Source organism: Paracoccus sp. S1E-3 (assembly GCF_013868135.1).
Lineage (GTDB): Bacteria > Pseudomonadota > Alphaproteobacteria > Rhodobacterales > Rhodobacteraceae > Paracoccus.
In genome coordinates this window covers 1,432,672-1,452,151 of sequence record NZ_JACEMU010000004.1, presented here as the reverse complement: position 1 = coordinate 1,452,151, position 19,480 = coordinate 1,432,672, and the positions used below count along the sequence as shown (strand labels likewise).

Sequence of the window (19,480 nt, the reverse complement as noted above, 5' to 3'; positions counted from 1 at the left end):
ATTACCCCATTTCCCGCGCGCGATCGCGCTTCAGCTTGACCATCTTGCGGGTGATCATCTGCCGGCGCATGGCACTGATATGATCGATGAACAGCACGCCGTCCAGATGGTCGATCTCGTGCTGGGCGCAAGTGGCCCAGAGCCCGTCGAAATCCCGTTCATGGGTCTTGCCATCCAGTCCCAGCCAGCTGACGCGCACGGCGGCGGGGCGGGTCACCTCGGCATATTGTTCGGGGATCGACAGGCAGCCTTCTTCATAGACGTTCAGTTCGTCGGATTCCCAGGTGATTTCCGGGTTGATCAGCACCATCGGCTGCGGTTCGGCCTGCGGATCGCGCTGCGCATCCATGACGAACATGCGGCTCAGCACGCCGACCTGCGGCGCGGCGAGGCCGACGCCGGGGGCGTCATACATGGTCGCCAGCAGATCGGCGGCAAGCGTCTCGATCTCGGGCGTGATGCGGGCGACGGGATCGGTCACCTTCTTCAGGCGCGGATCCGGGTGAATGAGGATCGGGCGAATTGTCATGCTCGTGATCTAGGACAAGGCTTGGCGCGGCGCAATAAGCTGCCTATCCATATCCCCGACCAGGAGGAACCATGACCACACCCGATTTCGACCAGATCATCGATCGCCGCGGCACCAATTGCAACAAATGGGACGATATGGAGGCGATCTACGGCGTGCCGACCGCGGAAGGTCTGGCGATGTGGGTGGCCGACATGGATTTCCGGCCGCCGGCGCCGGTTCAGCGGGCGGTGGAGCGGCTGGCCGCGCATGGCATCTATGGCTATCCGTCGGCCCACCCGGATTATCTGGCGAACATCCAGTGGTGGATGGACAGCCGTCACGGCTGGCAGGTCGATCCCGACTGGATCCTGACGGCGGCCGGGCTGGTCAACGGCACGGCGCTGGCGGTACAGGCATTTACCCGTCCCGGCGACCGGGTGATCCTGATGACGCCCGTCTATCACGCCTTTTCGCGGGTTATCCGCGCGCAGGGCCGCGAGGTGGCCGAGTTTCCGCTGGCCACCGAGGATGGCCGCTATGTCATGGATTGGGACAGTTGGGCGGAACTGCTGACCGGGCGCGAGACGATGCTGATCCTGTGCAGCCCCCACAACCCCGGCGGTCGCGTGTGGACGCCGGAAGAACTGCGCCAGGTCGCGGATTTCTGCGCTCGGCACGAACTGATCCTCATCAGCGATGAGATCCACCACGATCTGGTCATGCCCGGCCACAGCCACACCGTCATGGCCAAGGCCGCACCCGAGATCGCCAACCGCCTGATCACCCTGACCGCCGCCACCAAGACCTTCAATATCGCCGGCGCCCATGTCGGCAATGCGATCATCGCCGATCCGGTTCTGCGCGCGGCCTACAAGGCGCAATTGCTGGGCCTTGGACTGTCGCCGGGGATGTTCGGCGTCGACATGGTCGCTGCCGCCTATTCGCCCGAAGGGGCGGCATGGGTCGATGCGCTCATCACCTATCTGGACGGCAACCGGCAGGTCTTCGATGCCGGGGTGAGCACCATTCCCGGCCTGCGCTCGATGCCGCTGGAGGCGACCTATCTGTCTTGGGTCGATCTGACGGGCACCGGCATGACCCCGGACGAGGTGAAGGCGCGTCTTGCGAAGGATGCGAAGATCGCTGCGAACGCGGGCGAGACCTTCGGCAAGGGCGGCGAGGGGCATATCCGCTTCAACCTCGCCACGCCGCGCGCAAATGTCGAAACTGCCGTGGCGCGGCTGCGGGCCGCTTTCGCTGACCTGCAATGATGAAAAAGCTCCTGCGCATCCTTCTGCTGCTGCTGGTCCTGTGGCTGCTGTGGTCGATGTTCGGGGGCGAACTGATCCGGCGCCCGGCCCCGCCTGTGGCGCCGGACCCGACGCCGCCGGTCGCGCGCCCGCAGCCGCCTGACCTCAGCCAGCCCTTGCGAGGCAAGATCGACCGCATCCTGATCGAAAAGGGCGCGCGCCGTCTGACCGCCTATCAGGACGGCAAGCGTGTGCGCGAATACCGCATCGCCCTGGGCTTTGCCCCCGCGGGAGACAAGGTGATGCAGGGCGACGGCAAGACGCCGGAGGGCGTATACAAGATCGACCGCCGAAACGACCGCAGCAAGTTTCACCTCTCGCTCGGCATCGACTATCCCCGGCCCGAGGATCGCGCCCGCGCGAAGAAGGGGGGCTACAACCCCGGCGGTGACATCTTCATCCACGGCCAGCCGAACCAGATCGCCGCGGGCTACCGCGTCAAGGGCGACTGGACCGAGGGCTGCGTCGCCATTGACAATCCCCAGATCGAGGAACTGTTCGCGGCGACCCCCCTCGGCACCGAGGTCGAAATCCGCCCCTGATTCCAAAAAGGCCGATGACATGGCAACAGAAGTGACATTGCGTCCCGCGACCCTCGCGGATGCCGAAGCCATGGCGGCTGTCCAGAACGCCATCTTCGCGGCCGGTCTGCGCAAGACGCCGGTCAATGCCGAACGCATGCGCGCGGTGTATCTGGCCCATCCGAACAGCATCACCACCACGCTGGCCGTGCAAGACGGCGCGGTTCTGGGTTTTCAATGGCTGGGCCATGCCTGGGCGGGCAATGAATACGGCGTGGAACCGGGCTGGGGCATGATCGGCACCCATATTCACCCGCAAGCCGGGCGCTTGGGCATCGGGCGGCGCTTGTTCGCGGAAACGCTGGCGGTGGCGCGGCGGGCGGGGCTGGCGCAGATCGATGCCTCGATCGGCGCGGATAACCCCGGCGGGCTGGCATATTATCGGGCGATGGGCTTTCGGCCCTACCGCAAAAGTGAAGGCCGCATCCCCCACCGCTTCGACCTGTGACCCCTTTCCGCCGCGCGGCTTAATCTTTAGGTTGTCAGGCATGACCTGGAACCTGCCGAATATCCTGACCATCCTGCGATTGCTGGCCGCGCCCGGCCTGCCGCTGATGTTTCTGTATTTCCACCGCCCCTGGGCCGATTGGGCAGCATTGGCCCTGTTCATTCTGGCAGCGGCGACGGACTGGTTCGACGGCTATATCGCGCGCGCCTGGAACCAGCAAAGCCGCTTTGGCGCGGCGATGGACCCGATCGCCGACAAGGCGATGGTCATCATCGCGCTGGTGGTCATCACCGGCTATTCCGGCATGAATCCGTGGCTGATCCTGCCCGTCACGGTGATCCTGTTCCGCGAGATCTTCGTCTCCGGCCTGCGGGAATCGCTGGGGGACAACGCGGCGAGACTGGCGGTGACCAAAGTGGCGAAGTGGAAAACCATGACCCAGATGGTCGCCATATCGGTGCTGTTTCTGGGCACCGGGCTGGCCTATGTCGAAAACGGCCGGCCGCCGCTGGTGGGCGAGGCCGTGCTGCCCGGCGAGCTGACCTGGTCCTCGATCGCGACCGGTCTGGGGCTGTTGCTGATCTGGATCGCGGCGGCGCTGACCGCCTGGACGGGCTGGGACTATTTCCGCAAGGCGATGCCTTATCTGCGGGGGCCGAAATGAAGATCGATGTGCTGTATTTCGCCTGGATCCGCGAACGCATCGGCGAACCGCGCGAGCGGATCGATACCGGCGCCAGCACCGTCAGGGGACTGGTGAACCAGCTGATCGCGCGCGATGAACGCTATGCCGCCGCCTTGTCGGACCTGTCGGCGATCCGCGTGGCCGCCGATCAGGTGTTGGTCGATTTCGACCACGAGCTTGAGCATGTGCGCGAAGTGGCCTTCTTCCCGCCCATGACCGGCGGCTGATGCTGATCCGCATCCAGCCCGAGCCCTTTGATCTGGGCGCCCTGCTGAACGGTTTTGGCGCGGGCGCCGGGGCGGTGGTGACGTTTTCAGGCCTCGTGCGCGACGACACCGGCACCATGCAGGCGCTGGAGCTGGAGCATTATCCCGGCATGACCGAAAAAGCCGTGGCCGCGATCGGCGCCCGCGCCAGCGACCGCTGGAACCTGACCGATCTGGCGGTGATCCACCGCTATGGCAGGCTCTCGGTGGGCGAAGCGATCATGTGCGTCGCCACCGCCGCCCGCCACCGGGCCGAGGCCTTTGAGGCCGCGGAATATCTGATGGATTACCTGAAATCCCGCGCTCCCTTCTGGAAGCGCGAGATCGGCGCGGATGGCCCCGGCGCATGGGTGGTCGCCAAGGACGCGGACGAAGACGCGCTGAGCCGATGGGACTGATCCGCCCCGAACTGGCCCGGTGGCTGGCCCCCCGGCGCGAGTTCTTCGCCGCCCTCGCGGGCATGGCCCTGGGTCTGTGGGTCGCCACGCGCGGCGGCTGGTTCCTTGGCGCCCTCGGCCTGATGCTGGGCGCGCTCTGCCTCGGCTGGGCGATCGACAGCCGGCGCCGGCTGGCATTTCGCCGCGACATCGCGGCCCCCGGTGTGCTGGACATCGATGAGGGCGAGATCCGCTATTTCGCCGCCCGCGCGCTTGGCGGCAGCGTCGCGCTGCGCGATCTGACCGAAATCCGGCTGCTCCGCCTGAACGGGCAGGACAATTGGCGGCTGAAGACCCGCGACGGGCAGGCCCTGCTGATCCCGGTCGAGGCGCGTGGCGCCGAACAGCTGGCCGATGCCTTCACCGCCCTTCCGGGGGTCGACATGGGCCGCATCACCGGCGCGCTGGCGCAGAAGGGCGGTCCGTCCCTGCGTGTCGTCTGGACCGCGCCGCAGGCTGGCCACGCAAAGCCGGGTTGACTCGGGGGCTGCGCCGCGCCACCTGTTCCCCGCGAACCGTGAAAAAGGGTCCCGAGATGTCCATTCCCCAGCAGGGCGGCGGCCCGATCGAGCGGCGCGAACAGCTTGCCGAATATATCGCCTCGGGCGAGAAGCCGCGCGAGGACTGGCGGATCGGCACCGAACACGAGAAATTCGGCTATACCAAACCCGAATATCTGCCGCTGCCCTATGACGGCGAACGCTCGATCAAGGCGATGCTGGAGGGGTTGCAGCAGCGTTTCGGCTGGGACCCGGTGTTCGAGCAGGACAAGATCATCGGCCTTCAGCGCAACGGCGCCAATGTCAGCCTGGAACCGGGCGGCCAGCTGGAGCTGTCCGGCGCGCCGCTGGAAACCATCCACCAGACCTGCGACGAGGTGAACCAGCACCTGACCGAGGTGCGCGAGATCGCCGACGGGATCGGCGCAGGGTTCATCGGGCTGGGCGCGGCCCCGATCTGGCGCGCCGACCAGATGCCGATGATGCCGAAAGGGCGGTACGCGCTGATGACGCCTTATATGCGCAAGGTCGGCACGCTGGGCACCGACATGATGTATCGGACCTGCACGGTGCAGGTGAACCTCGATTTCGCGTCCGAGGCCGACATGGTGCAGAAGCTGCGGGTGTCGCTGGCGCTGCAGCCGGTGGCGACAGCACTGTTTGCGAACTCGCCTTTCCTCGATGGCAAGGTCAACGGCTATAAAAGCTGGCGCGCCCATATCTGGCAGAATCTCGACGCGGCGCGGACGGGGATGCTGCCTTTCGTCTTCGAGGAGGGCTTCGGCTATGACCGTTGGGTCGACTATGTCCTCGATGTGCCGATGTATTTCGTCTATCGCGACGGCAAATATGTCGACGCCCTCGGGCAGAGCTTCCGCGATTTCATGAAGGGCCAACTGCCCGCGCTGCCGGGCGAGGTGCCGACCCTGTCCGACTGGGCGGATCACATGACCACGGTCTTCCCCGAGGCCCGCGTCAAGAAGTTCATCGAAATGCGCGGCGCCGATGGCGGCCCATGGCGCAGACTTTGCGCGCTGCCGGCGCTGTGGGTCGGGCTGCTTTACGATCAGTCCTCGCTGGATGCGGCGTGGGATCTGGTCAAGGGTCTGGACGCCGAAACCCGCGAGGGGCTGCGCCGCGCGGCAGCGAAGGACGGCTTGCAGGGGCAGGCGGGCGGCGTGAAGCTGCACGATCTGGCGCGCGAGGCGGTGGCGATCGCCGAGGCCGGCCTGAAGGCCCGCGCGCGGCCCGGCGCCGGCGGTCTGGTCCCGGACGAAACACATTTCCTGAACGCGCTCAAGGAAAGCGTCGAAAGCGGGCAGACCCCGGCTGACGAGCTGCTCGCGCAATATCACGGCCCATGGCACGGAGATTTGACTCGCATTTACGGCGAGTATTCGTACTGATCGCGCCATGACAGTGAATATCCGTTACCGCCTGATCCAGATCCTTGAAATCCTGTTGTGGCTGGGTGCTGTGGCCGGCATCGCCATGATCGGCCGCCGTGCCTGGGCCTTGCGCGAGGAGGGGGCTTCGGCGGTGCTGAATGCGGCCTCGCCCGGCCTTCTGGGCATTGGCGCGGTCATGGCCGCGCTGATCGTGATGATCGGGATCTATCACAATTCCCGCCGCAGCGCCGAGGCGATGGACCGCATGTCCCGCCAAAGCGCGGGCGGGATGCGCCGCCTGCCGGGCGTGGCGCGCGGCGATGTGCCCGTGCCTGTCGTCGTGCAATCGGCGCCCGTTGTCGCCGCGGCCGCCCCGGCACCGATGCCGGCTGCGGCGCCCGTGGCCGCTCCGGTGGCGCCGCCCGTCATGGTTGCCGCCCCGCCTCCGGTTGCCGCGCCCGCATCGGCGCCTGTCACGACCCCGCCACCGGTGTTCACCACCCCCGCAATGGGTGAGCCTGAACCAGCCCCGGTCATCCCGCATGTGGTCCCCGCAGCGCCGGCCGAGACCACCTTGCCCGAAAGCCGCCCCGCGCCGCAGCGCCTGCGCGCGGGGATCCGCAGGCTCGGCCCGGCGATCTAAAGCTTCAGCCGCTCGGCCAGCGACAGCAGGTCGGCCCAGGCCTCGCGCTTGGCGATGGGGTTGCGCAGCAGATAGGCCGGATGGGTCATCGGCAGGGCCGGGCGGTCAAAGGCCGTGGTCCAGGTGCCGCGCAGGCGCAGGATGCCTTCGCGGTTCAGCGCCGCCAGACATGGCGTATTGCCCATAAGGACCAGCAGTTCGGGATCGGCCAGTTCGACCTGACGGCGCAGGAAGGGCAGCGACAGCGCGATTTCGTCCGCGGTCGGGCGCCGGTTGCCGGGCGGACGCCATTTCAGCACATTGCCGATATAAATGGCGCGGGCCGCGTCGGGGGTGTCGCGCCCCATGCCGATGGCGGCGAACATCTGATCCAGCAATTGCCCGGCCCGGCCCACGAAGGGGCGCCCCTGGACGTCTTCCTCCTCGCCCGGTGCTTCGCCGATGATCATCACCCGCGCCTTGGGATTGCCGTCCGAAAAGACGAAATTCCGCGCACCGCGTTTCAGTTCGACCCCGTCGAAATCCTGCTGCGCCTCGGCCAGCTGATCCAGCGTCTGCGCGCCCGCCGCCAGCGATTCGGCATCCCTGAGGATCTCCGCATGGTCGGGCTCCGCCGCGATCATGGGCGCGGTGGCGCGGGCCGGTGGCGCGGGTCGCAGCGGTGCGGGTTTGGGCGGTGGCGGCAGGTCGGTCCGGTCCAGCGGCGCATCCAGCATCGGTTCATCGACGCCCAGCTCGCGCTGCCATTCCAACAGCGCCAACGCCGTCCAGCCGTCAATCGCGACGCCGCGCCATGTCAGATCCGATTCCATTGCCCGGAAGGTAGGCGTTGGCCGGCCTTGCGGCAAGCCCGGCCCTTGCCGCAGGGCCACCGGTTTGCGATAGAGGGCGCAGTCCGAAAGGGGTTCCCGATGACGTTCCGCGCCCGCCACCTGCTGGGGATCGAGCCCCTGTCGCCGCCCGAGATCACGGCGATTCTGGATCTGGCCGACAGCTATGTCGATCTGAACCGGCGCACGATCAAGCATTCCGATGCGCTGGAAGGCATGACCCAGATCAACATGTTCTTCGAGAACTCGACCCGCACCCAGTCCAGTTTCGAACTGGCGGGCAAACGGCTGGGGGCGGATGTGATGAACATGTCGATGCAGACCTCCAGCGTGAAGAAGGGCGAGACGCTGATCGACACCGCCTTGACGCTGAACGCCATGCGCCCCGATCTTCTGGTCGTGCGTCACCCCCATTCCGGGGCGGTCAACCTGCTGGCCGAAAAGGTGAATTGCGCGGTGCTGAACGCAGGCGACGGGCGTCACGAACACCCGACGCAGGCGCTGCTGGACGCGCTGACGATCCGGCGCGCCAAGGGGCGGCTGCACCGGCTGACGGTGGCGATCTGCGGTGACATCGCCCACAGTCGGGTGGCGCGCTCGAACCTGATCCTGCTCGGCAAGATGGAAAGCCGCATCCGCCTTGTCGGCCCGGCCACGCTGATGCCCGCCGGCGCCGCCGATTTCGGCTGCGAGGTCTACGAGGACATGCGCGAGGGCCTCGACGGGGCCGATGTGGTGATGATGCTGCGCCTTCAGAAGGAGCGCATGGATGGCGGCTTCATCCCCTCGGAACGCGAATATTATCATCGCTGGGGGCTGGACGCGGACAAGCTGGCCCATGCCAAGCCCGACGCCATCGTCATGCATCCGGGGCCGATGAACCGGGGCGTGGAAATCGACGGCACCATCGCCGACGACATCAACCGCTCGGTCATTCAGGATCAGGTGGAAATGGGTGTGGCCGTGCGCATGGCAGCGATGGACCTGCTGGCGCGCAACCTGCGCGCCGAACGCGGCCGCGCCCTGGCCGAGGGCACCTATGTCTGACGTCCCGGCAATTCCGGCCATCCCCGTGCCGCCCGGCTGGCAGGGCATTCTGGACGAAGGCGAACAGATCCTGTGGCAGGGCCAACCCGCCAAAGGCATCCGGTTCGAGGCGCCTGATCTGCGCCATATCGTACCTGCAATCTTCATCATCTGCTTCGGGCTGTTCTGGATGTCGCTGGCCGTGCAGGCCAACCTGTTCATGGCGGCCTTCGGGCTGTTTGTGGTGTCCTCGGCCCTCTGGCAGACGCTGGGGCCGATCGTGCGTCCCGCCTTCATCCGCGCGCGCAGCTTTTACACGCTGACCGATCGGCGGGCGATCATCGCCACCGACCTGCCGTATCAGGGGCGGCGGCTGACCAGCTATCCCATCGACCGTGCCACGCCGCTGGAATATCTGGCCAGCGATCCGCCCTCGATCCTGTTCGGGCCGCCGACGGGCGATAAAAGACCGCGTGCCGGTTTCAACTATATCGCCGATGCCGATCAGGTCATGGCCATGATGCGCAAGATCCAGCGCAGCCAGACACCCGACCAGCCCGCCCCAGAGGACGCCCAGCCATGATCCTGCATTTCGACAACGCCCGGCTGATCGACCCCGAGGCAGGCACCGACACCATCGGCAGCCTGACGGTTCAGGACGGCTTCATCGCCGCCCGTGACGGCGCCGCGCCCGAAGGCGCGACCGTGATCGATTGCGACGGCCGCTGTCTCGCCCCCGGCATCGTCGATTGGGGCGTGAAAGTGGGCGAGCCGGGCGAGCGGCACAAGGAATCCTATGCCAGCGCCGGGCGCGCCGCGGCGGCGGGGGGTGTCACCACCATGGTGGTGCGCCCCGATACGACGCCGCCCATTGACAGCCCCGAGAGCCTCGATTTCGTGATAAAGCGGGCGCAGGATTCGGTTGTCCGCGTGCGCCACATGGCCTCGCTGACCAAGGCCCGCGAGGGCCGCGAGATGGTCGAGATGGCCTTTCTGCGCGATGCCGGTGCGCTTGCCTTCACCGATGGCGTCCGCGTCGTCGCCGATGCCAAGCTGCTTGGGCGTTGCATGACCTATGCGCGCGGCCTGGGGGCGCTGATCGTCGGCCATCCGCAGGAGCCGGGCCTGTCGAAGGGCGCGGCGGCGACCAAGGGCAAATTCGCCTCGCTTTACGGAATCGCCGATGTCTCGCCCATCGCCGAGCTGATGGGACTGGAGCGTGATCTGGCCCTGGTCGCCATGACCGGCGGCCGCTATCACGCCGATCAGATCACCACTGCAGGTGCGCTGCCGCCCCTGCGCCGCGCACGCGCGGCCGGGCTGGACGTGACGGCGGGGATCTCGATCCACCACCTGACGCTGAACGAGTTTGACGTGGGTGGCTATCGCACCTTCTTCCGCTTCACCCCGCCGCTTCGGGCCGAGGATGACCGGCAGGCCATGGTTCAGGCCGTGGCCGATGGCGAGATCGACGTGATCGCGTCCTTCCACACCCCGCAGGACGAGGAATCGAAGCGCCTGCCCTTCACCGAGGCTGCCCCCGGCGCAGTGGGCCTGCAGACCCTGCTGCCCGCGGCGCTGCGCCTGTATCATCAGGGGGGCCTGACGCTGCCGCAACTGTTCCGCGCCATGTCGCTGAACCCGGCCCGGCGGCTGGGGCTGGATGCGGGGCGGCTGGCAGTGGATGCGCCTGCCGATCTGGTGCTGTTCGACGCCGATGCGCCTTTCGTGCTGGACCGCTTCGCGCTGCTGTCGAAATCGAAGAACACGCCCTTTGACGGCGCCCGGATGCAGGGGCGCGTGTTGGGCACATGGGTCGGCGGCGAAAGGGTGTACGGATGAGCGCGGTAATCTGGGCCGTTCTGGGCTATCTTCTGGGGTCGGTTCCCTTCGGGATCGTGATTACCCGCGCGCTCGGGTTGGGCGATCTGCGCCAGATCGGGTCGGGCAATATTGGCGCCACCAATGTGCTGCGCACCGGCCATAAGGGCGCGGCGCTGGCGACGCTGTTGCTGGACAGCGGCAAGGGCGCGATCGCGGTGCTGCTGGCCCGCTGGCTGGGCGGTGAAACGGCGGCTGTCGTAGCCGGGGCGGCAGCGCTGCTGGGCCATTGCTTCCCGGTCTGGCTGGGCTTCAGGGGCGGCAAGGGCGTGGCGACCTTTCTCGGCACGCTGATCGCCTTGTATTGGCCGCTGGGGCTGGCGGCCTGCGCAATCTGGCTGGCAACGGCGCTGGTGACGCGGATCAGTTCGCTTTCGGCGCTGGTGGCGGTGGGGACCTCGCCGCTGGTGGCGGCGCTGATGGGCAAGGGCCAGATCGCGGCGGCGGCGCTGTTCATGGCGGCGCTGATCTTCTGGCGGCACAAGGAAAACATCGCCCGCCTGCGGGCCGGGACCGAGCCGAAGATCGGCCGCAAGACCTGACCTTAGGGGAACTTTGCTGCCCCGGACCCGTTTCCTTCCGTCAGGGAAAGCGAGGTTCACCATGAGATTCATTGCAGCGACGGCGGCGATGGTGCTTTCGGGCGCGGCCTATGCCGGTGAAGCGGTAGATTACAGCGCCGGCGACCGCACCTTCGAGGGCTATGTCGCCAAGGCCGAAAACCCCAAGGGCGCGGTGGTATTGATCCACGATTGGGATGGGTTGACTGATTACGAAAAGAAGCGCGCCGACATGCTGGCCGAGCAGGGCTATAACGCCTTCGCCATCGACCTTTACGGCAAGGGCGTCCGTCCTGACACCATGGAGGGCAACCAGGCCGAGACCCAGAAGCTTTACAACGACCGCGAGACGATGCGCGCCCTGATGACCGCCGGGCTGGAGGCTGCCGCCGCCCAGGGGCTGGCCGCGCCCGTTGTCGCCGGCTATTGCTTCGGCGGTGCGGCGGCGCTGGAAATGGCCCGCGCGCAACCGCCCGAGGTGGTGGGTTATGCCATCTTCCACGGCGGGCTGGACACCCCCGAAGGCGAGGATTACAGCGCCGCCAAGGCGCCGATCCGAATCTATCACGGCGGTGCCGATACCGGCCCCGACATGACCACCTTCGCGGGCTTCATCGACCAACTGGAAGCGGCCGGGACGCCCTACAAGGCTGAGATCTATGCCGGGGCACCCCATGCCTTCACGGTCTTCGGCTCTGATCGCTATCGCGAGGAAGCAGATCAGCGCAGCTGGGCCGATTTCCTGGCCTTCCTGGGCGAGACCATGCCGGGCGTCTGATCGCACAGATGCTCGAGTCGGTCGCGCGACAGCCGCGACCGGCAAGGCGATATGCCCCTGCGATCGGGGTGACCTGCTGCCCGTGATTGGGGGGGCGGCCTTGAGCCAGATGCCCCGGCTTCCCGCATCCCCTCATCCGAGACTGCCCGCGTGATCCAGCGCGCAGATCGGCCTCCACGGCTTCGAACCTTTGGCACGCTCTCGCGGAAAGTCCGCGATACCGTCAGGGTTGCCTGCGCCGCGTCGTCGCCCCAGCGGAGAAGGCAATGCTGTCCTCCCGCGCGTTCCCGCGATTCGGATGGACGGCGAAGGCTGGGACTTGGCCCTAATGCGACGCCCTCTTGCGTTTCGCCGTTCGGCGCTGCTGTGATGGTCTCGCAGATCCGGCCCTCGCCAGTTCGGATCTGCGAGACGCGCCATCGCAATGTCCGCGGGTGCCGCACACGCGGCGTCGAGGCGCTTATTTGCCGGATCATACCAGCCGGATCATACCAGAGAGTATTCCGGCCCGTCCCACGCACCATATCTTCATTCGTCTTGCTCGGCCGTTCGGACCAAGTGGTCACGCGGCGCTCGGCGTGCCGGATGGGGCGGGGGGCCGAGATCGCTCGGGGCTCCCGCGTTCCCCCGCACCGTGCCCGGCGGGGCGCCGCCCCCCCGTCAGCTTTCGCGGAAGGCGCGGGTGAAGTAATCGGTGAAGGGCTTGATCAGATAGGCGGCGGGGCTGCGCTTGCCGGTCTGGATATAGACCTCGACCGGCATTCCCGGCACCAGCACCAATTCGCCCAGCTTGGCACGCTCCTCGGGCGGGATGGAGACCTCGGCGCGGTAATAGGAGGCGCGCGTGGCCTCGTCCACCAGCGCATCGGCCGAGACCCGGCTGAGCACGCCGTCGATTTCCGGCGTCGTGCGGCTGTTGAAGGCCGCGAAATGCAGCTTGACCGACTGGCCCGGACCGACCTCATCGATATTGATCGGCGCGATGCGGGCGGCGATCACCAGCGGGCGGTCCTGCGGAACGATATAGAGGATCGGCTCGGCCGCGCGGACGACCGAGCGGGGGGTGGTTACCTGCATCTGGTGGACGATGCCCGCGACCGGCGCGGTGATATCCAGTCGCGACAGCTGCTCGGTCAGTGAGCGGCGGCGCTCGGCCAGTTCCAGCTCGCGATAACCGAGATCGCGCAGTTCGGTCTCGGCCTGCTCGCGCCGTTCGCTTTTCTTCTGCAGCCGGGTGATGTTGATTTCGGTCTGGCGTGTCTCGGCCTGGGCGCGCATCGCCTGCAATTCGCCGATCTGCCCGTCGATGGCGGCCGCCTCGCGTTCCAGCGCCAGCACGCGCGGCGCCTGGGCCAGGCCCTTCTTCAGCAGCGAGCGCTGATCGGTCAGCTCCTGCCCGATCAGGGCGCGCTGGGATTCGGCGGCGATGGCCTGGGCGCTGATCCCGTCGATCTGGTTGTTGATCTGCTGGGTCTGCGTTGCCAGCTGGTCCAGCGATTGCTGAAGCGTGCTCCGGCGGGTCGCGAACAGGCTTTGTTGCGCGGCCATCAGCTGGCCCAGATTCTCGCGCCCCGCGGCGCTTTCCAGCAGCACTTGCGGAAAGGTGATGGTGTCGCTTTCGTCGCGCTCGGCCTCCAGCCGGCCGCGGCGGGCCAGGATTTCGTAATACTGCCCCTCGACGATGGCGAGTTCGGTGCTCAGCAGGTTGCCGTCCAGCTGGATCAGCACCTCGCCCGCGCGGACCTGCTGGCCGTCACGGACGAGGATCTTGTCGACCACGCCGCCGTCCGGGTGCTGGACGACCTGGCGGTGCTGCTCGACCTCGACCTGGCCGGGGGCGACGACGGCCCCGGCGATTCGGGTGCCGACCGCCCATGCCCCGAAGCCCGCGAACAGCACGAAAATCGCGATCAGCCCCAGCATCATCGGCGCGCGCGCCGACCAGACCTGTTCCTGTTTCGACGGACCGGCCATCAGGTCACCCCCCCTGCGCTGCGTGCGTTCTGGATCGCCTGCGCATTCTGCACCACGGATTTCAGCACTTCGTCGCGCGGCCCGAAGGCGCGCACGGCCCCGCGATCCAGCATCAGCAGCAATTCGCATTCGGCGATGGCTGCCGGACGGTGGGCCATGATGATGACCGCGCCGCCTTGCGACTTGATCCGGCGGATCGCCATGTTCAGCGCTTGCGAGCCTTCATTGTCGAGATTGGCGTTCGGTTCGTCCAGCACAAGCAGGACCGGATCGGTATAGAGCGCGCGGGCCAGTCCGATGCGCTGGATCTGCCCCCCTGAGAGCTGTCCGCCCGCCTGCGCCAGCGGCGTGTCGTAGCCCTTGGGCAGGTTCAGGATCATCTGATGGGCGGCGGCAGCGGTCGCCGCCTGCACGACGCGGCTGGAATCGGGCTGCCCGTCCAGCCGGGCGATGTTTTCGGCGACGGTGCCGTCAAACAGCGTCACCTGCTGGGGAAGATAACCGACCAGCCGGCCCAGTTCATCAAGCGGGAACTGATCCAGGGTGGCGCCCCCCAGCCGGATGCTTCCGGCGGCCGGCGGCCAGGCGCCGATCAGCGCGCGTGCCAGCGTGGATTTGCCGGCACCCGAAGCGCCGATCACCCCCAGCGCATTGCCCGGCGGCAGGGCGAAGCTGACACCGCGCAGCGTCGGCGCGCGTTCGCCCGGCGGCACCACGCTGAGCTGGCTGACATCCAGCTGCGCCGGAGGGCGGGGCAGGGCGGTGCGTTCAGCGACCTGCGGACGGCGCGCCAGCAGCGCGCCCAGTCGCCGCCAGCCGTCCTGCGCCCGCTGCACCAGCGACCACTGGCCGACAAGAACCTCGATCGGCTGCAGGGCGCGGCCCATCATGATCGAGGATGCAATCATTGCGCCCGGCGTCAGCTCCTGCCGGAGAACCAGCCAAGCCCCCGCCGCCAGCATCGCGCTTTGCAGGAACAGCCGGAAGCTGCGGGAAAACACCGTATAAAGCTGGGTGGAATCCGAACCTTCCAGCCCGGCTTCCGCGGCCTTGTTGCGCGCCCTGCTCCACCGTTCGAAAGTGGCGTTGCGCATGCCGAGCGCGCCGATCACCTCGCCCTCGTCGCGGAACATGTCGGACATGCGTTCCGCCGCCTGGCTGGCGACGGCGCTTTGCTGCAGCGCGCGCTTGCTCGATACCTGGTTCAGCACCGTGGTCAGGACCAGGATCAGGCCCCCAATCGTGGCCACGACGCCCAAGACCGGATGGAAGATATAGACCGCCGCCAGATAAAGCGGCGCGAAGGGCAGGTCGAACAGCGCCAGACTGACCGGAGAGGCGATCAGATTGCGCACCGCCTCCAGATCGCGCATGCCGCCGCGCGCCACCGCGTCAGAGCCGGTGGCAATGCCGTCTTCCAGCGAGGCGGCGAAAACCCGCCGTTCCAGCCGCTGCTGAAAGCGCAGGGCGACGCGCTGCATGATTCGGCCGCGCGCCAGATCGACGATGCCCATCACAGCAAAAAGGAACACCACCAGCAGGAACAACGCCACCAGCGTTTCGACCGAGCGCGAGCCCAGAACGCGGTCGTAGACCTGCAGCATGAACAGCGGCCCCGTGAGCATCAACAGATTGACGGCAAGGGAAAAAACCGCAACCGCCGCCAGCAGTCCGAAATTGCCGCCGCGGGCCGCGCGCAGTTCCGCAAATCCTCTGTCTTCGCTGGTCGAGCGTGCCATAGCGTTCCGATCATCTGACTGCCCGCCTTGCTGTAGCGGGCCGCATTCCTTATTCCCGTTTCGCCGGCCACCGGCAACGGGTCTCTCGAATTCGGTCTGTCTCAGGGATATACCAACGAAATGTTAGCAAAACCCTTCCGCCGCAGTTTTATTCCGGCCGTCCTGCTGCTGGCCGGCTGCGCCGCAGGCACGCCGGGGCAGATCAATGACCCCTATGAGGCGACCAACCGCCGTGTCCACGCCTTCAACAAAAGCATCGACGAGAATTTCGTCCGGCCGCTGACCTCGTCGTCGAAAGAGGGCGACGGCGCGGAGAAGCGCGAAAACGGCGTGCTGGTGGTGGTCGGAAATGTCGGCGGCAACCTCACGCTGCCCGGCAAGGTCGTCAACAGCCTGCTGCAGGGCCGCCCCGGCAAGGCCGCGCAGAATACCGGGCGCTTCCTCATCAATTCGACGCTGGGGCTGGGGGGGCTGCACGATCCCGCCGGCCGCGAATTCGGGCTGGAGGAGGTCGATACCGATTTCGGCGAGACGCTGCATGTCTGGGGCGCACCCGAAGGCGCCTATCTCGAACTGCCGCTGCTGGGACCATCGACCCAGCGCGATGCTTTCGGCAAGCTGCTCGATCTGTTCATCGACCCGCTGGATTACGTGATCGACGATCACGAGGCACTGGCGATCACTGGCGTCAAGCTGGCTTCAAAAATCGGTGACCGCGCGCGTTTTGGCGATACGGTCGATTCCATCCTGTATGACAGTGCGGATAGCTATGCGCAGACGCGGTTGTTGTATCTGAACCACCGCTGGTATGAACTTGGCATGGAAGGGGGCGAAATTGACCCTTACGATCCTTACGAAGAATAGCTCGCGCCGTGGCTTTCTGGGCCTGCTGGCCGGGGGTGCGGCCTTGGTGGGGCTGCCCGCATCTGCGCTGGATACCAATGAGGCGCGTGCGCTGATCCAGCAATCGCTGGGCGAGGTCTATGCCGTCATCAATTCCGGCCAGCCGCCCGCGCAGATGTATCAGCAGTTCGAGGCGATTTTCGCGCGCTATGCCGATGTCGACGTGATCGCGCGTTCGGCGCTTGGACCGGCGGCGCGCCAGATCAGCCCGCAGCAATTCGCCGCCTACAAGCAGGCGTTCCAGGGCTATATCGGGCGCAAATATGGGGCGCGGTTCCGGGAATTCATCGGTTCGCAGATCGAGGTGACGGGGGCCAGGCCGGTGAAATCCTTCTTCGTGGTGACCTCGGTCGCCAAGCTGAACGGGCGGGCGCCGATGCAGGTGGAATGGCATGTCTCGGATAAGTCGGGGCGCAGCAAGTATTTCAACATCGTCATCGAGGGCGTGAACATGCTCGCCTCCGAGCGCGCCGAGATCGGCGCCATGCTGGCCCAAAACAAGGGCGACGTGGCTGCGCTGACAGCAGCGCTGCAGCGCGCCGGCTGAGGTTTTCCCCACCGTCAATGAATAAGGCGCGCCCCGATCGGAGCGCGCCTTTCGCATGGGCGGGTTTCGTTGCGCGGCGGTGTCAGTTCAACCCCTCGATACCGCGCAGGACGTCGCTCAACGGGTCGCTTGCGGCTGATTCGGGGGCATTCGTGACGCCGCGCCCGTTTGAGCTGACAGTGTTGCCGGAAAAGACCGGCGGGGCGCCCGGCTGCTGGCTCTGGCCGCCGACCTGCGGGGCCGGTGCCGACTGGCCAAGCGCGGCAGACAGCGCATCGGCCAAAGGTTCGTTCGAACCGCTCACCATCGGCTGACCGGCGGGGGCGCCGGGCGAATCGCCGCCGCCCATATTGGTCAGCGCCGCGCTCAGCGCATCGGCAAGCGCGTCGTCGCCCCGGACCGACGGCGCCACGCCATCGCCGATACGCGACCCCTCGTCGCCGACGAAGCGGCCCAGCGGCTCGTTCGGCAGGCCTTCGTGGATTTCCATCATCACCGCCTGCCAGATCTCGGCCGGCAGACCGCCGCCGGTTACGCCTTTCAGCGGCGTATTGTCATCATAGCCCATCCACACGCCGGTCACGAACTGGTCGGTGAAGCCGATGAACCAGGCGTCGCGATAAGACGAAGTGGTCCCGGTCTTGCCCGCCGCCGGGCGGCCGTTCAGGCTGGCGCGCCGTCCGGTTCCGCTCTCGATCACCTGCTGCATCATGTAGATCAGGTTGGACGCCGCCTGTTGCGAGATCACCCGCTGCCCCATACCGCCGGTCTGGGCGATCATCGGGCTGTCCTCGCCTCGGATGCGCAGTTCGACCACGCCGTAGGGCCGCACGGCGCGGCCGCCATTGCGAATCCCGGCATAGGCGCCGGTCATTTCCAGCAGCGTCGAATCGAACACGCCCAGACCCAGCGAGGGCACGTTGGGCAGATCGGCGCCGACGCCGAATTCCTGGGCGATGCGACGCACCGAATCGCGGCCGGCCTTTTCCTGGATGCGGATGGTCGCTGTATTCAGCGACTGTTTCAGCGCCGTGGTCATGGTCACGTCGCCCGAGAAGCGGCGTGTATAGTTCTGCGGCGACCACGGCTTGCTGCCGCGGATATTGATGGTCAGCGGACCGTCCTGGACGATGCTGTCGGGGGTCATGCCCTGATCCAGCCCGGCCGCGAAGACGAAGGGCTTGAAGCTGGACCCGGTCTGCCGCTTGGCCTGAGTGGCGCGGTTGAACACGCCCGAAACCTTGTCGTCGCGGCCGCCGATCATCGCGCGCACCGCGCCATCGGCGGACAGAACCACCACGGCGGCCTCGGCCTTGGAGCCATCCCTGACCTTGGCGTCGAAGGTCGCCTTCAGCGCCCGTTCAGCCGCCTGCTGCACCTTCTGGTCGAAGGTTGTCAGGATGGTCACGTCTTCCGTGGTTTCGGTGGTCAGGAAGCCCGGCCCGGATTCCATCAGCCAGTCGGCGAAATAGCCGCCCGCCCGCGCTGCCGCCGCCTGCGACAGCACCGCCGGGTTGGCCTTGGCCTGTTCGAATTCCTGGTCGGTGATTCGGCCCTGTTCGTGCATCAGCGCCAGCACCACATTGGCGCGGTCCTGCGCCCGGTTGATGTTCGAGGTCGGCGCGAAATAGCTGGGCGCCTTCAGCAACCCCGCCAGCATTGCCGATTCGGCCACCGACACGTCGCTGGCATGCTTGCCGAAATACCGCTCGGCCGCGGCTTCGAACCCGCGTGCGCCGCCGCCCAGATAGGACCGGTTCATGTAGATGCCAAGGATCTCGTCCTTGGTGTATTTCAGCTCCATCGCAAAGGAGAAGGGCACTTCCTTGATCTTGCGCCAGAGCGAGGAGGTGCGGCACTCGGCCTCGTAAGCGGCCTCGTCTTCCCAGCGCGTAGGGTCGAAAGTCTCGCCCAGACAGAGCAGCTTGGAAACCTGCTGTGTGATGGTCGAGCCGCCATTGCCTTCCAGCGGGCCGCGCCCTTCGGCCATGTTGATCTTGATGGCGCTGGCGATGCCGCGCGGATCGATGCCCAGATGGCTGTAGAAACGCCTGTCTTCGGTCGCGACCACGGCGTTGCGCAGCGCAGGCGCGATCTTGTCGGGGCTGACCGAGCCGTAAGTCTCGCCCCGCCAGGCGAAGACCTTGCCTTCACGATCGAGCATTGTCACCCCGCCGCGCGCCCGGCCGTCGAACAGCGCCGAGGATTCGGGCAATTGCGAGTAGTAATAGAAAGTCGCCAGCCCGACGATGCCCACAACCGTCAGCACGGTGGCCCAGATGGTGCCGAAGATGGCGCGCCAGATCAGCCGGAAAAAGCCGCTGACCCCACGTGTGACGGCATTGCCGCGGCGCACGGGGGCGCGGCGGCCTGCCTTGCCGCGCGGCGTTTTGCCGGACGGTTGGGTCGGATTCGAATAACGCCGTTCGGCCACCACCTGGCGGCGCTTGCGGGGAGGTTCTGCCATTTGCCT

Annotated in this window: 21 protein-coding genes; 16 read left to right on the top strand and 5 right to left on the bottom strand. The window is 66.7% G+C overall.

Annotation, left to right across the window (positions count from 1 at the left end):
• Position 1 precedes the first annotated feature (1 nt).
• Positions 2-529 carry a peptide deformylase gene (gene def / locus H1S04_RS07225; RefSeq protein WP_181744831.1) on the bottom strand — a complete coding sequence of 176 codons (528 nt, stop codon included), beginning with the start codon at positions 527-529 and terminating at the stop codon, positions 2-4.
• A 71-nt stretch (positions 530-600) separates the two neighbouring features.
• On the opposite strand from def, the gene H1S04_RS07220 reads away from it, so the two are divergent.
• Genes H1S04_RS07220 through H1S04_RS07180 form a run of 9 tightly spaced genes read left to right on the top strand, consistent with a single transcriptional unit; the run spans position 601 to position 6,769 of the window.
• Positions 601-1,782: a MalY/PatB family protein gene (locus tag H1S04_RS07220; RefSeq protein WP_181744830.1), complete on the top strand. Its 1,182-nt coding sequence runs from the start codon at positions 601-603 to the stop codon at positions 1,780-1,782.
• Entirely contained in the window at positions 1,782-2,363 is a 582-nt protein-coding gene (locus tag H1S04_RS07215) for a murein L,D-transpeptidase family protein (protein ID WP_181744829.1), read from the top strand. The genes H1S04_RS07220 and H1S04_RS07215 overlap by 1 nt, the downstream gene beginning before the upstream one ends.
• 19 nt (positions 2,364-2,382) lie before the next feature.
• A complete protein-coding gene (locus H1S04_RS07210; protein WP_220185102.1) occupies positions 2,383-2,850 on the top strand; it encodes a GNAT family N-acetyltransferase in 468 nt (155 codons plus the stop codon).
• Positions 2,851-2,890: 40 nt separating this feature from the next.
• Positions 2,891-3,514, top strand: a complete 624-nt coding sequence (gene pgsA / locus H1S04_RS07205; protein WP_181744828.1) for a CDP-diacylglycerol--glycerol-3-phosphate 3-phosphatidyltransferase — start codon at positions 2,891-2,893, stop codon at positions 3,512-3,514.
• Positions 3,511-3,762, top strand: a complete 252-nt coding sequence (moaD, locus tag H1S04_RS07200) for a molybdopterin converting factor subunit 1 (RefSeq protein ID WP_181744827.1) — start codon at positions 3,511-3,513, stop codon at positions 3,760-3,762. The genes pgsA and moaD overlap by 4 nt, the downstream gene beginning before the upstream one ends.
• Positions 3,762-4,199 (top strand): molybdenum cofactor biosynthesis protein MoaE, encoded by a 438-nt coding sequence (locus tag H1S04_RS07195; protein WP_181744826.1) that lies wholly within the window; start codon positions 3,762-3,764, stop codon positions 4,197-4,199. The genes moaD and H1S04_RS07195 overlap by 1 nt, the downstream gene beginning before the upstream one ends.
• Positions 4,190-4,717 (top strand): hypothetical protein, encoded by a 528-nt coding sequence (locus H1S04_RS07190; protein ID WP_255435471.1) that lies wholly within the window; start codon positions 4,190-4,192, stop codon positions 4,715-4,717. The genes H1S04_RS07195 and H1S04_RS07190 overlap by 10 nt, the downstream gene beginning before the upstream one ends.
• A gap of 56 nt (positions 4,718-4,773) precedes the next feature.
• Complete coding sequence (locus H1S04_RS07185) at positions 4,774-6,144, top strand: glutamate--cysteine ligase (RefSeq protein ID WP_181744825.1); 1,371 nt, start codon at positions 4,774-4,776, stop codon at positions 6,142-6,144.
• A 7-nt stretch (positions 6,145-6,151) separates the two neighbouring features.
• Complete coding sequence (locus H1S04_RS07180) at positions 6,152-6,769, top strand: hypothetical protein (protein WP_181744824.1); 618 nt, start codon at positions 6,152-6,154, stop codon at positions 6,767-6,769.
• Here the strand turns inward: H1S04_RS07180 and H1S04_RS07175 are convergent.
• Positions 6,766-7,581, bottom strand: coding sequence for a uracil-DNA glycosylase family protein (locus tag H1S04_RS07175; protein WP_181744823.1), 816 nt, complete (start codon positions 7,579-7,581; stop codon positions 6,766-6,768). The two genes, H1S04_RS07180 and H1S04_RS07175, sit on opposite strands and share 4 nt — an antisense overlap.
• 99 nt (positions 7,582-7,680) lie before the next feature.
• On the opposite strand from H1S04_RS07175, the gene H1S04_RS07170 reads away from it, so the two are divergent.
• The 5 genes from H1S04_RS07170 (at position 7,681) to H1S04_RS07150 (ending at position 11,844) form a co-directional block, all read left to right on the top strand.
• A complete protein-coding gene (locus tag H1S04_RS07170) occupies positions 7,681-8,646 on the top strand; it encodes an aspartate carbamoyltransferase catalytic subunit (protein WP_181744822.1) in 966 nt (321 codons plus the stop codon).
• Complete coding sequence (locus H1S04_RS07165; RefSeq protein ID WP_181744821.1) at positions 8,639-9,208, top strand: aspartate carbamoyltransferase catalytic subunit; 570 nt, start codon at positions 8,639-8,641, stop codon at positions 9,206-9,208. Before H1S04_RS07170 ends, H1S04_RS07165 begins: the two co-directional genes overlap by 8 nt.
• Positions 9,205-10,467, top strand: coding sequence for a dihydroorotase (gene pyrC / locus H1S04_RS07160; RefSeq protein WP_181744820.1), 1,263 nt, complete (start codon positions 9,205-9,207; stop codon positions 10,465-10,467). The genes H1S04_RS07165 and pyrC overlap by 4 nt, the downstream gene beginning before the upstream one ends.
• Positions 10,464-11,048: a glycerol-3-phosphate 1-O-acyltransferase PlsY gene (gene plsY, locus H1S04_RS07155; RefSeq protein WP_181744819.1), complete on the top strand. Its 585-nt coding sequence runs from the start codon at positions 10,464-10,466 to the stop codon at positions 11,046-11,048. The genes pyrC and plsY overlap by 4 nt, the downstream gene beginning before the upstream one ends.
• 61 nt (positions 11,049-11,109) lie before the next feature.
• Positions 11,110-11,844: a dienelactone hydrolase family protein gene (locus tag H1S04_RS07150; protein ID WP_181744818.1), complete on the top strand. Its 735-nt coding sequence runs from the start codon at positions 11,110-11,112 to the stop codon at positions 11,842-11,844.
• Between the two features lie 660 nt (positions 11,845-12,504).
• On the opposite strand, the gene H1S04_RS07145 is transcribed toward H1S04_RS07150, so the two are convergent.
• A complete protein-coding gene (locus H1S04_RS07145; RefSeq protein ID WP_181744817.1) occupies positions 12,505-13,818 on the bottom strand; it encodes an HlyD family type I secretion periplasmic adaptor subunit in 1,314 nt (437 codons plus the stop codon).
• A complete protein-coding gene (locus tag H1S04_RS07140) occupies positions 13,818-15,557 on the bottom strand; it encodes a type I secretion system permease/ATPase (protein WP_181744816.1) in 1,740 nt (579 codons plus the stop codon). Before H1S04_RS07140 ends, H1S04_RS07145 begins: the two co-directional genes overlap by 1 nt.
• 120 nt (positions 15,558-15,677) lie before the next feature.
• On the opposite strand from H1S04_RS07140, the gene H1S04_RS07135 reads away from it, so the two are divergent.
• Complete coding sequence (locus H1S04_RS07135; protein WP_181744815.1) at positions 15,678-16,421, top strand: VacJ family lipoprotein; 744 nt, start codon at positions 15,678-15,680, stop codon at positions 16,419-16,421.
• Positions 16,393-17,007 (top strand): phospholipid-binding protein MlaC, encoded by a 615-nt coding sequence (locus tag H1S04_RS07130; protein ID WP_255435470.1) that lies wholly within the window; start codon positions 16,393-16,395, stop codon positions 17,005-17,007. The genes H1S04_RS07135 and H1S04_RS07130 overlap by 29 nt, the downstream gene beginning before the upstream one ends.
• Before the next feature lie 82 nt (positions 17,008-17,089).
• Here H1S04_RS07130 and H1S04_RS07125 read toward each other — a convergent pair whose 3' ends face one another.
• On the bottom strand, positions 17,090-19,474 hold the full coding sequence (locus H1S04_RS07125) for a transglycosylase domain-containing protein (RefSeq protein WP_181744813.1): 2,385 nt from the start codon (positions 19,472-19,474) through the stop codon (positions 17,090-17,092).
• Positions 19,475-19,480: the final 6 nt, after the last annotated feature.

Bases quoted from the DNA above. Each gene is read 5' to 3' on its own strand.
- def (WP_181744831.1), bottom strand. From the start codon at position 529: ATGACAATTCGCCCGATCCTCATTCACCCGGATCCGCGCCTGAAGAAG.
- H1S04_RS07220 (WP_181744830.1), top strand. From the start codon at position 601: ATGACCACACCCGATTTCGACCAGATCATCGATCGCCGCGGCACCAAT.
- H1S04_RS07215 (WP_181744829.1), top strand. From the start codon at position 1,782: ATGAAAAAGCTCCTGCGCATCCTTCTGCTGCTGCTGGTCCTGTGGCTG.
- H1S04_RS07210 (WP_220185102.1), top strand. From the start codon at position 2,383: ATGGCAACAGAAGTGACATTGCGTCCCGCGACCCTCGCGGATGCCGAA.
- pgsA (WP_181744828.1), top strand. From the start codon at position 2,891: ATGACCTGGAACCTGCCGAATATCCTGACCATCCTGCGATTGCTGGCC.
- moaD (WP_181744827.1), top strand. From the start codon at position 3,511: ATGAAGATCGATGTGCTGTATTTCGCCTGGATCCGCGAACGCATCGGC.
- H1S04_RS07195 (WP_181744826.1), top strand. From the start codon at position 3,762: ATGCTGATCCGCATCCAGCCCGAGCCCTTTGATCTGGGCGCCCTGCTG.
- H1S04_RS07190 (WP_255435471.1), top strand. From the start codon at position 4,190: ATGGGACTGATCCGCCCCGAACTGGCCCGGTGGCTGGCCCCCCGGCGC.
- H1S04_RS07185 (WP_181744825.1), top strand. From the start codon at position 4,774: ATGTCCATTCCCCAGCAGGGCGGCGGCCCGATCGAGCGGCGCGAACAG.
- H1S04_RS07180 (WP_181744824.1), top strand. From the start codon at position 6,152: ATGACAGTGAATATCCGTTACCGCCTGATCCAGATCCTTGAAATCCTG.
- H1S04_RS07175 (WP_181744823.1), bottom strand. From the start codon at position 7,581: ATGGAATCGGATCTGACATGGCGCGGCGTCGCGATTGACGGCTGGACG.
- H1S04_RS07170 (WP_181744822.1), top strand. From the start codon at position 7,681: ATGACGTTCCGCGCCCGCCACCTGCTGGGGATCGAGCCCCTGTCGCCG.
- H1S04_RS07165 (WP_181744821.1), top strand. From the start codon at position 8,639: ATGTCTGACGTCCCGGCAATTCCGGCCATCCCCGTGCCGCCCGGCTGG.
- pyrC (WP_181744820.1), top strand. From the start codon at position 9,205: ATGATCCTGCATTTCGACAACGCCCGGCTGATCGACCCCGAGGCAGGC.
- plsY (WP_181744819.1), top strand. From the start codon at position 10,464: ATGAGCGCGGTAATCTGGGCCGTTCTGGGCTATCTTCTGGGGTCGGTT.
- H1S04_RS07150 (WP_181744818.1), top strand. From the start codon at position 11,110: ATGAGATTCATTGCAGCGACGGCGGCGATGGTGCTTTCGGGCGCGGCC.
- H1S04_RS07145 (WP_181744817.1), bottom strand. From the start codon at position 13,818: ATGGCCGGTCCGTCGAAACAGGAACAGGTCTGGTCGGCGCGCGCGCCG.
- H1S04_RS07140 (WP_181744816.1), bottom strand. From the start codon at position 15,557: ATGGCACGCTCGACCAGCGAAGACAGAGGATTTGCGGAACTGCGCGCG.
- H1S04_RS07135 (WP_181744815.1), top strand. From the start codon at position 15,678: ATGTTAGCAAAACCCTTCCGCCGCAGTTTTATTCCGGCCGTCCTGCTG.
- H1S04_RS07125 (WP_181744813.1), bottom strand. From the start codon at position 19,474: ATGGCAGAACCTCCCCGCAAGCGCCGCCAGGTGGTGGCCGAACGGCGT.